Annotated in this window: 9 protein-coding genes; all 9 read right to left on the bottom strand. The window is 42.2% G+C overall.

The features are described from left to right. Positions 1 to 33: 33 nt before the first annotated feature. Positions 34 to 837, bottom strand: a complete 804-nt coding sequence (locus tag LXF01_RS01485) for a putative RNA methyltransferase (protein WP_180106972.1) — start codon at positions 835 to 837, stop codon at positions 34 to 36. A 77-nt stretch (positions 838 to 914) separates the two neighbouring features. After that, positions 915 to 2033, bottom strand: coding sequence for a phospho-N-acetylmuramoyl-pentapeptide-transferase (gene mraY, locus LXF01_RS01480; RefSeq protein ID WP_078189386.1), 1119 nt, complete (start codon positions 2031 to 2033; stop codon positions 915 to 917). Then, on the bottom strand, positions 2033 to 3442 hold the full coding sequence (locus tag LXF01_RS01475) for a UDP-N-acetylmuramoyl-tripeptide--D-alanyl-D-alanine ligase (protein WP_233944942.1): 1410 nt from the start codon (positions 3440 to 3442) through the stop codon (positions 2033 to 2035). Before LXF01_RS01475 ends, mraY begins: the two co-directional genes overlap by 1 nt. A 9-nt stretch (positions 3443 to 3451) precedes the next feature. Further along, positions 3452 to 4948, bottom strand: a complete 1497-nt coding sequence (locus LXF01_RS01470; protein ID WP_233944941.1) for a UDP-N-acetylmuramoyl-L-alanyl-D-glutamate--2,6-diaminopimelate ligase — start codon at positions 4946 to 4948, stop codon at positions 3452 to 3454. 10 nt (positions 4949 to 4958) lie between these two features. Next, complete coding sequence (ftsI, locus tag LXF01_RS01465) at positions 4959 to 6785, bottom strand: penicillin-binding protein PBP3 (protein ID WP_078192538.1); 1827 nt, start codon at positions 6783 to 6785, stop codon at positions 4959 to 4961. Between the two features lie 12 nt (positions 6786 to 6797). Continuing rightward, the gene (gene ftsL, locus LXF01_RS01460) at positions 6798 to 7130 is read right to left on the bottom strand and encodes a cell division protein FtsL (protein WP_180106813.1); all 333 of its coding nucleotides are present in this window, start codon (positions 7128 to 7130) and stop codon (positions 6798 to 6800) included. Positions 7131 to 7140: 10 nt separating this feature from the next. After that, positions 7141 to 8052 (bottom strand): 16S rRNA (cytosine(1402)-N(4))-methyltransferase RsmH, encoded by a 912-nt coding sequence (rsmH, locus tag LXF01_RS01455; protein WP_180011304.1) that lies wholly within the window; start codon positions 8050 to 8052, stop codon positions 7141 to 7143. 185 nt (positions 8053 to 8237) lie between these two features. After that, positions 8238 to 9254, bottom strand: a complete 1017-nt coding sequence (locus LXF01_RS01450) for a sulfate ABC transporter substrate-binding protein (protein WP_078189545.1) — start codon at positions 9252 to 9254, stop codon at positions 8238 to 8240. 249 nt (positions 9255 to 9503) lie between these two features. Next, positions 9504 to 10511, bottom strand: a complete 1008-nt coding sequence (locus tag LXF01_RS01445; protein WP_233944940.1) for a sulfate ABC transporter substrate-binding protein — start codon at positions 10509 to 10511, stop codon at positions 9504 to 9506. Between the last annotated feature and the right edge of the window lie 295 nt (positions 10512 to 10806).

Here is a 10806-nt window from a genome sequence, read left to right as displayed (position 1 = left end):
TCAAACGAGGGCTTTTTTATCACTTCCAATGCATTATTTCTTTTTAAAGAGATAAATTTGATACTGCGCTTGCAACTCAAATTGTTCATTTTTTTCTAGAGCTTCTCGACGCTCAGCTTTGACTTTATAGGCATAAGGTGTCATTGCAATTAAGTTTTTGAGATCCTGCTGAGAAAGTGACATTTTCGCTTGTACCACTTGCTCACTTTCCAGTTCAAAATCATTCGCCAGTTGTTCCACAAATTTATGCGGTTCATGTAGTTTTACTTCTTCAAACAGGGCTTCACGCATTGCATAAAGATGCTCTGGCGCAGGTGTAACCACCATCAAGTGCCCCTCAGGCTTTAACACACGAAGGATTTCTTCTTGAGGAATAGGACTAAATAAACTCGTACACAAGTCAATCGAATGATCTAATACAGGTAAGGTTGCCCCTGTCCCAACCACCCAAGTCACCTCTTTATTCAGTTTAGCGGCCACTTGTACTGCATTTTTAGCGATATCGACACCCACACACTGTAATACTTCAGCTTGCATCGCATTGGTGTAATAGCCTTCACCACAGCCAATATCCAACAAGTTTTCAACACGTAACTTTTGAATCAAAGCCACTACTGTCTGTTGCAAAGGTGCATAGTGACCTGCACTTAAAAATGCTCGACGCGCCTGTACAGATTCAGGCGTATCGCCCGGGTTTTTACTGTGTTTATGCTGAACTACATGTAAATTGACATAGCCTTGTTTTGCAACATCATAGCTATGATTATTTTCACAGCGCCATGTCCGCTCTGTGAGTTTCAATGCTTCACGGCATACAGGACACATCAACAGGTTCATCATTTACTCCACTATATTTTTGAAATAAAAAAACCGGCATCTGTGGGAGCAAATGCCGGTTTCGTTTATTTATTTGCTTAACGTAATTTTAAAGTCATTAGACCCAAAACTACCAGCATAATTGTGATAATCCAAAAACGAATCACCACCTGAGTTTCACGCCATCCCTTTTTCTCATAGTGATGGTGCAGCGGTGCCATTAAGAATACACGCTTGTTCCGCATACGCAGTGAGCCAATTTGCAAGAAAACAGAAATAGCTTCAACCACAAAGACACCGCCCATAATGGCAAAAACGATTTCTTGACGAACCATGACTGCGATCGTACCGAGCATCGCACCTAGAGATAAGGCACCGACATCACCCATAAAGACTTGAGCTGGATGCGCGTTAAACCATAAGAATGCCAAACCAGCACCGATCATTGCCGCACAGATCACGACAAGTTCAGATGCGTATTTCACATAAGGGATATGTAAATAATCGGCAAAACGAACATCACCAGCCAGATAAGCAAATACACCTAAACCTGCGGCAACCAAAACGATCGGCATAATCGCCAGACCATCTAAACCATCGGTTAAGTTCACAGCGTTAGATGCGCCGTTAATCACCAAATAAGTAAAGACAATAAAGCCAATACCGAGTGGAATAATAGACAACGGAATGCTAATTTCTTTAAAGAATGGAATCAGCAGATCCAACATATTTGAGGTATGTACTGGGTTTGCTTGCTGTGTCGCAATCACATAGAGCGCAATACCGGCGCCTAACGATGCCACAGAAGTCCAAAAGAATTTCTTCTTCGCAGGTAGACCGGCATTATCTTTATAACGGATTTTAATCCAGTCATCGGCCCAGCCAACAGCACCAAAGATCACCATCACGCCAAGTACAATCCATACATAAGGGTTTGAAAGATCGGCCCAAAGTAAGGTTGAAATCCCAATAGATAGTAAAATCAACACACCGCCCATAGTCGGTGTGCCCATTTTTTTTGCATGATTTTCAGGTGCAAATGAACTGACTGCCTGACCATATTTGAGAGCTTGCAATTTGCGGATCATCACAGGTCCAAGCAACAGACCAATGGCCAATGCCGTTAAGACACTGAGTAGCGAACGAAGCGTTAAATAACGAACAACCTGAAACGAGCTGTGATAACCCGCAAGCTGCTCAAATAACCATAACAGCATTAAAGTTTCTCCATCAAGTCAGCCATCAAAGTTTCCATGTGGGTATAACGAGAACCTTTAAACAGGAAACTCATGGACTGAGGCTGATGTGTTTTGACTAGACTAATTAATAACGGTAAAGCCTGTTCTTGAGTAAGAAAGGCCTGTAATTTTTTACCATATTGGGTACTGCGCGCGCCTTCTTGCACGGCAGGTGAAAACTCACCGACAGCAACGACAAATTGAAGACCAGAGTGTGATACAAGATCACGTCCCAACATGTAGTGCTGCTGTGCAGCAGATGAACCTAACTCACCAATATCCCCAATGACCATGACTTTGATGCCATCTTGCTGCGCAAGTACATCAGCAGCAGCACGCATTGAGGTTGGATTTGCATTGTAAGTATCATCAATAAACAAATAATCTTTGTGTTGAATAAAGTTTAGACGACCTTTGGCACCTGTCGCATGTTCAAGCCCCACAACGATATCATCTAAACTCACACCAATCGACAACGCGAAAGCTGCGGCTGCAGTGGCATTTTGCACATTATGTTCACCAGCAAATGGCAGTTGAACAGGGCGTGCACCTTGTGGCGTATTTAAGATAAAACGTGAAGATTGAGCCTGAAGCTCCGTCTCAGTCGCAAAGACATCCCCGCCCTGACCAAAACTCATTACTTGCTCAGTTTGCACCGCTTGACGAATGGCATCTGTAAAATCATCTGCCGCAGGCACAATCGAAGTTCCTATTTTCGCTATATGTGCATAAATTTCAGACTTGGCACAACAAATGCCATCACGCCCACCAAATTCACCCATATGAGCAGTACCAATATTTAAAATACCGGCAACCTGAGGCTGTACCAAATTTGAGGTGTAATCAATTTCACCCTTATGACTGGCACCAAGCTCCATCACGGCATACTGATGTTCTGGACACAACTCAAGTAACATCATCGGTACGCCAAGGTCATTATTTAAATTACCGCGCGTAATCAACGTTGGTGCAAGACGAGAAAGGATACTACCGAGCATCTCTTTGGTCGTAGTTTTACCACTGCTTCCTGTCAAGGCAATGACTTTTAAAGCTGGGTTTTGGGCACGACGAAATGCACCCAAATGTCCAAGCGCCAAACGTGTATCTGCAACCACCAACTGATAAATATCCACATCGACCGGATGACTCACAATGGCAATTTCACAACCCTTTTCAGCCACTTGAGCAAGGAAGTCATGCGCGTCAAAGCGTTCACCTTTCAGGGCAAGAAAAGCATCACCTTGCTCTGCATGACGTGAATCGGTCAAAATTCGTTTTACAGAACCTGTCGGCGCTTGATTGTTATGCCAGTACCCTTGTGTCGCTTGAACCAACTGTTCGGCAGTCCATGGTTCTAACGGAACCGTACTGGTCGTTGAAGTATGCATATCTGTTTCCTATTGCGCTGGATAAGCCGAATCAGTGTTGTGATGCTGTGAATCAATCGCCGATTTCACTTCCACCACATCATCAAACCAATGTCGAACACCATCAATTTCTTGATAGTTTTCATGGCCTTTACCAGCAATCACCACAATATCACCCGCTTGCGCATGGTTGACTGCGAATTTAATCGCTTCACGGCGGTCATGGATTTCATGGATAGTTTTTCCAGTAAAATCAATACCAGCCTTCATATCTGCAAAAATTTGTTCTGGGTTTTCAGTACGTGGATTATCCGAGGTAATCAACGCAACATCTGCATGGTTTAATGCCGCTTGTGTCATCAATGGACGCTTACCACGGTCACGATCACCACCACAGCCAAACACCGCCCATAACTGTTGCGACACATGACGTTTTAAAGTCTGTAACACTTGAACTAAAGCATCTGGTGTATGTGCATAATCCACCACAAACAGGCGTTCATCATCACGAATCACTTGCATACGCCCCGGTGCACCTTTTAACTCGGGCGCAGTTGCGATCAAGGCAGATAAGTCAAAACCCGCTTGCTCCGCTGAAATTAAGCTCGCCACAATATTTTCAATATTGAAGTGTCCCAATAATGGACTTTGCACCACAAATTCAGCTTGAGCAGTACGCAATTTAAATTTTGCGCCCGTTAAGCTGTATTGAATATCCGTCACTTGATAATCCGCAGCCTGACGCGTTGAATAAGTCAAAATTTTAGGCTGAGCCGGATTTTGGCGTGCGGCATTCAGCATCACTTCTGCATGTTCATCATCGAGATTGATGACTGCAACTTTGAGCGATGGAAACTGAAACAAACGTGATTTCGCTTCAGCATAGGCTTCAAGGGTTTTATGATAATCCAAATGGTCACGACTTAAATTGCTATAAGCGGCAATTTCAATTGCACAGCCATTTAATCGACCTTGTTCTAAGCCATGCGAACTTGCCTCAATGGCAGCAAACTCTGCACCCTCAAGCGCATAGGCATGCAATGCATTTTGCATATGTAACGCATCTAAAGTAGTGTGAGATGAGGCTTCTAAATTCGGTAAAATCCCGTTTCCAGTGGTTCCCATCACTGCACATTTTTTGCCTTGCAGCATGATTAATTCAGCGATTAAACGAGAGATCGTGGTTTTACCATTGGTACCCGTCACTGCCAAAATTCGTGCAGCTTGAGCTGGTTGAGTCGCCTGTAAATATTGCTTTTGCCACTGCCCCATCAATTGACGCACATCCGCAATCACAACACTTTGATCCAAGCCCAAATCAGTTTCTGAAATGACTGCCAACGCACCATTTTCTAACGCTGTACCTGCAAATTGTGCTGTTTTTTCAGGTTGCGAAAACGAAGTCAGGGCAATAAATATTTGCCCTGCTGTAACTTTGCGACTATCCAGATTGAAGCCCTGAAAGGATTGCAACATCCATTCTGCGGGCTGTTCAACGGTGTATAGATCTTGAAACGTAATTTTCATTCATCACCTATTACTGGATCTTAGGAGTGTCTAAAGGTTTATCTAATGGTACGTTCATTAAACGTAAAGATTCTTGCATTACACGAGCAAAAACGGGTGCAGCCACCAGACCACCGTAATACTGACCTGTCGGGTTTTCCACTACAACAATCATGGCCAAACGTGGATCACTCACTGGTGCAACACCGGCAAAGAGTGCTCGATATTCTGAAGTCGAATAGCCTTTACGGTCTGCACGTAATTTATGTGCTGTACCAGTTTTACCCGCCACGCGATAACCCGGAATATTGGCTTGACGTGCTGTACCACCCGGCAAGGTCACTGCTTCCATCATTAAAAGTACTTGATCAGCAATTTTAGGGTCAACCATCTGCTCACCTTTCGGCTTTTCCTCAAGCTTGTACAAGCTCAGTGGCATTTTGACGCCCTTATTGGCAATCATGGCATAAGCATCAGCCAGTTGAAGCACTGTAGCGTTCAAACCATAACCATAAGCCATGGTCGCTACTTCTGACACATTCCATTTACTCTTCGGCAAAATCAGACCAGCACTTTCGCCGGGGAATTTCACCGCTGAACGTTGACCAAAGCCAAGACGTTGATAGAACGTTGGTAATGTTTCATAAGGGAGAGATAAAGCGATTTTTGCCACACCGACGTTAGACGATTTTTGAATAATTCCGCCCAAAGTCAGAGGGCCATAGTTATGCGTATCTCGGATAGTATGATTCCCTACACGCATAGAACCGGGTGTGGTATTTACAACGGTATTTGCCGTGTATTTACCGCTTTCCAATGCCATTGCCACGGTCAATGGCTTCATGGTTGAACCTGGCTCAAAGGAGTCAATCGCACCACGGTTACGCATAGCATCTTTATTTAAGACACCTTTTTTATCATTCGGGTTGTACGACGGCCAAGACGTCATCGCTAAAATTTCACCTGTTTTGACATCCACGGCAATCGCGGTTGCAGAACGTGCGTTATTGGCTACGCCGGCTGCAGTCAACTCACGATACATAATGTATTGCAAACGTGAATCAATACTCAGCGTGATATTTTCACCCGACTCAACCTCTTTCACGATCTCAGGGTCTTTAACGCGGTTGCCTTTTTTATCTCGGACAATTTGCTGCGCACCATCTACGCCTGCAAGACGTTCATTCAATTGCATCTCTAAACCTTCGATGCCCATACCCTCACTATTGGTTAAACCAATAATTTGTGAGTTTGGCTGAGGCTGTGGATAGTAGCGCTTATAGTTTTTCTCGGTATATACCCCCTGAAAGTCACGTTTCATGATCAATTCAGCTTGTTGTGGTGGCACTTCTTTCTTTAAAACTAAATAACGTGAACGTGGACGCTCATTCATTTTGCGTCTCAGTTCAGCACGATCCATCCCTACAGCATCAGCGAGTTCATCTAAATTCAGATTTTTATCTGGTAATTGACGTTTTAACTTACGGTTGTTTGGATCTTTAGCCAATTCGGCCGTAATTTCTTCAAAGAGTTTTTTATTGTCAAAATAATCACGTGGATCGATCACGATTTTCATGATCGGAGTACTAATGGCTAAAGGAACGCCGTGACGGTCATAGATTACACCGCGCATGGCTTTTAAGGTTTCAGTTCTTAAAATTTTGGCATTGGCTTTATTTTGTAAAAAGTCTTTATTGATGATTTGTACATAAAAAGCCCGCCCGACCAATGCAATAAAGCACAGTAAAACCACCGCCCACATCAAGTGATAGCGCCACATCTCCACCGAAATTGCTGTACGACCAGTAACAGACTGCTGTTTTTTACGCGGAGTTTGTTTGTTTCTCTTTTCAACCATGTGACCGGCAGCCTATTTTTTCTGTTCTGGAGTTTGTGGCAATGAAATAACAACGGTTTGTGCAATAGGAGGCGAATACATCCGTAATTGGGTAACTGCACGTGTCCCAATTTGGGCTGTTGCACCAAAAGTTTGTTGTTCGATCAGCAAACGTCCCCATTCTGCATTGAGGTCATCCCTTTCACGCATATAGGTACTCAATTGACGATAATCTTGGCGATATTCAAAGACTTGAAACACCACCATAATCGCACTCACAAAAACCAAGAGCAATAAAATGCTGTATGTAATGATTTTCTTAGACTGCGATTGATCAGAGTTTTTTTCGATTGCTTCGGTTTTCATTCTTTGCCTTTTAAGCTAAACGCTCTGCCACACGAAGCCAAGCACTACGAGATCGTGGATTGGCTTTAACTTCTTCTTCACTTGCTTTAATTCGTGACACTTTTTTTAAGCGGCGGGTATCTTCGCGTTTTTGTGGCAACCCCCAGCCTGTGTCTTCTGCAAGTGTAGATTCTTTTTGAATAAATTGTTTAATTAAACGATCCTCTAAAGAATGGAAACTGATCACTGCCAGAGTGCCTTCAGGTTTCAGCATCTCCACCGCTTGAGGTAAGAAGATATCAATATCGTCGAGTTCTTTGTTAATAGCAATACGAATTGCTTGGAAAGTTCGTGTCGCTGCATGTTTATTTTTTTCCCATTTCGGGTGGGCAACTTTCACGATTTCTGCCAATTGAGCTGTAGTTTCAATATATCCTGCCGCTTTAATCGCTTTGGCAATACGGCGGCTATAACGCTCTTCACCATATTTAAAAATAATATTGGCCAAATCTTCTTCTTCAATATCAACCAACCACTCTGCGGCTGTTGGACCTTGTGAATTGTCCATACGCATATCAAGTGGGCCATCTTTCATAAAGCTAAAGCCACGCTCTGCTTGGTCTAGCTGCGGAGATGACACCCCTAAATCCGCCATAATACCGTCGACCAAGTCGATACCACGACTACGCAGTTCCTCTTTTAAATCGGCAAAACTAGCGTGAATGATTTTAAAACGCGCATCTTCTTGTTCTAATTCTGCTGCAACAGCCAACGCTTGCGGATCTTTATCAAAGGCATAAACACGTGCATTTTCATCTAATTTAGACAGTAATAAACGCGTATGACCACCACGCCCAAATGTGCCATCTACGAAAATTCCTGTATTGCGATCTGCCAGTAAAGCATCAACAGTTTCATGAAGTAATACAGAAATATGCGACATAAGGGTTCGTTCAACACAGCTAAAAATGTAACTGCACATTATTACCTTGTTTTAGCAAAGCTCCAAACGTCTTTTTGTACAGAAATATTACTTTCCATAGAGAAAACCGTTTTTATTTTTTGCCATCCATTAAAAAACCTCCCGAAGGAGGTCTTTGAACATCTCAAATCCTAGATTTCGATGTATTAACGCTTGTTATTGTAGATCTGATCGAAGATCGCACCATTCACAAAATGTGTTTGTTGTGCTTTTGCCCAACCACCAAACACTTCATCGATGGTAAAGGTTTTTAATGGCGGGAACTGTGATTTATATTTTGCTAAAACTGCTGCATTACGTGGACGGTAAAAATGACGAGCTGCCATCTCTTGACCTAATGGAGAATAAAGATAATTGATATAGCCTTGAGCTAACCATTTATTACCATTCTTATCGACAGTTTTGTCTACGATTGCCACTGAAGGCTCAGTCAAAATCGACATCGATGGATACACGATATCAAATTTATTTTTACCCAAAGTTTTTTGCGTAACTAAAGCTTCGTTTTCCCAAGTCAATAACACATCACCAATACCACGTTCTGCAAATGTAGTCATCGATGCACGTGCCGCAGAGTCCATTACTTTTACGTTATGGTACATCTTACCCACGAAATCTTTGGCTTTCGCTTCATTACCACCCGGCTGTTTCAAAGCATAACCCCAAGCTGACAAGTAAACCCAACGTGGGAGACCGCCAGTTTTCGGGTTCGGGGTAATAATTTGTACGCCCGGCTTGGTTAAATCAGACCAATCTTTAATATGTTTCGGGTTGCCCTTACGCACCATGAAGACAATCGTTGACGTATATGGCGCTGAGTTATGTGGAAACTCTTTTTGCCAACCCGGCTGAATCTGACCAGACTTTACAATTTCTTCGATGTCATTGGCCAAGGCCAAAGTCACGACATCACCTTTTAAACCGTCTACTACAGAACGGGCTTGTTTACCTGAACCACCATGTGATTGTTTAAATGCAACCGTTTTACCCGTACGCTCTTTCCAATATGCGCCAAATGACTTATTAAATTCGTCATAAAATTCACGCGTTGCATCATAAGAAACGTTTAAAAATTCACGATCAGCGGCCTGAGCAGACGCTGAGAAAGCAACACCAGTGGCAAGCAACGCAGCACTGAGCCACGCCTTAAATTGAGTTTTCATAACAGCCAGCATAAAGTTATATTCAATACTGCTAAATATATGAAATAAAGTCATAAATCGCAATTGCAGCGTGTTTAAACGTCTTGCTGGATACAGCTAACGCAGCGAATTTAATTGTTTGTTTTTCATATTAAAATACACAAAAACAATCTACTTATTCCCTATATATAGATTTTTATGCATTACATATGCAAAAAAACGGATAACCCCAATTATCCGTTTTTACACCAATCAACTTTATTTGCAGACTTACTCTTTATTCTTTTCACTATAGATTTGATCGAAAATCGCACCATTCACAAAATGTGTCTTTTGCGCTTTTGCCCAACCTCCAAACACTTTATCAATGGTAAAGGTTTGAACTTTCGGGAATTGAGCAGCGTATTTTGCTGTGGCTTTTGCATCGCGAGGGCGGAAGAAATATTTACCTGCCAGCTCTTGGCCCTTAGGTGAATATAGATAGTTTAAATAACCCTTCGCCAAATTTCGATTACCATTTTTGTCGACGGTTTTATCTACTACAGCCACCGAAGGTTCAGCTAAAATCGAAATAGACGGATAAACAATGTCATATTTATCTTTGCCTAGGCCCTGAGTCGCTAATAGTGCCTCATTTTCCCAAGATAGTAAGACATCTCCAATGCCACGCTCAGCAAAGGTCGTGAGCGAACCACGTGCACCAGAATCCAATACTTTGACATTGCTATAGAGTTTTTTCACCAATTCTTTGGCTTTGGCCTCATTTCCACCCGGTTGTTTTAAAGCATATCCCCAAGCTGATAAATAGATCCAACGCGGTGCCCCACCTGTTTTTGGATTTGGCGTAATAATTTCAACACCCGGTTTGGTCAGGTCATTCCAATCTTTAATTTTTTTCGGGTTGCCCTTACGCACCAAAAATACGATGGTTGAGGTATACGGTGCAGAATTATGCGGAAATTGTTTTTGCCAATTTTTCTTGATTTGTCCGGTCGCCACAATTTCATCAATATCATTGGCCAATGCCAAAGTGACAACGTCTCCTTGCAAACCTGTTGCCACTGCACGAGCTTGCTTCCCAGAGCCACCGTGAGATTGTTTAAAGTTAATCTCTTGTCCTGTACGTTTTTTCCAATATTGTCCAAATTCTTGGTTATATTCCTGATAAAACTCACGTGTTGGGTCATAAGAAACATTTAAGAAATCTTTTGCGGCATACACCTGTACCGCCACCCCACCCAACAAAGCGAAAATGCCCGATGCTATTATTTTTTTCATCTGCTCAAACTCAAATTGATCTTGAGAGCACTATATAAATCAAAAATAACTTTAACAATCAACTATCTATAATACAAATTCAAATCTATTTCTGTTTTAAAGATATCTAAAAATAACGTATTTAAAGCTTTAATTCTGCTAATACAGCAACAATCAGAAGCGATCTCCATGCTATCTTCATAGTTGTTTGCTAAAACATCCGAAAATCTGGAGAAAACAGTCTATTTAGGTAATCCTAGTACAGACTTTTTTAGTTTTTTTGTAAAAATTGTGACGTAGTTCTACTTTTTAATTA

Source organism: Acinetobacter sp. SH20PTE14 (assembly GCF_021391555.1).
GTDB classification, from domain to species: domain Bacteria; phylum Pseudomonadota; class Gammaproteobacteria; order Pseudomonadales; family Moraxellaceae; genus Acinetobacter; species Acinetobacter amyesii.
Note: the sequence above shows the minus strand (reverse complement) of the source record. Positions and strands in the feature narration are given on the sequence as shown.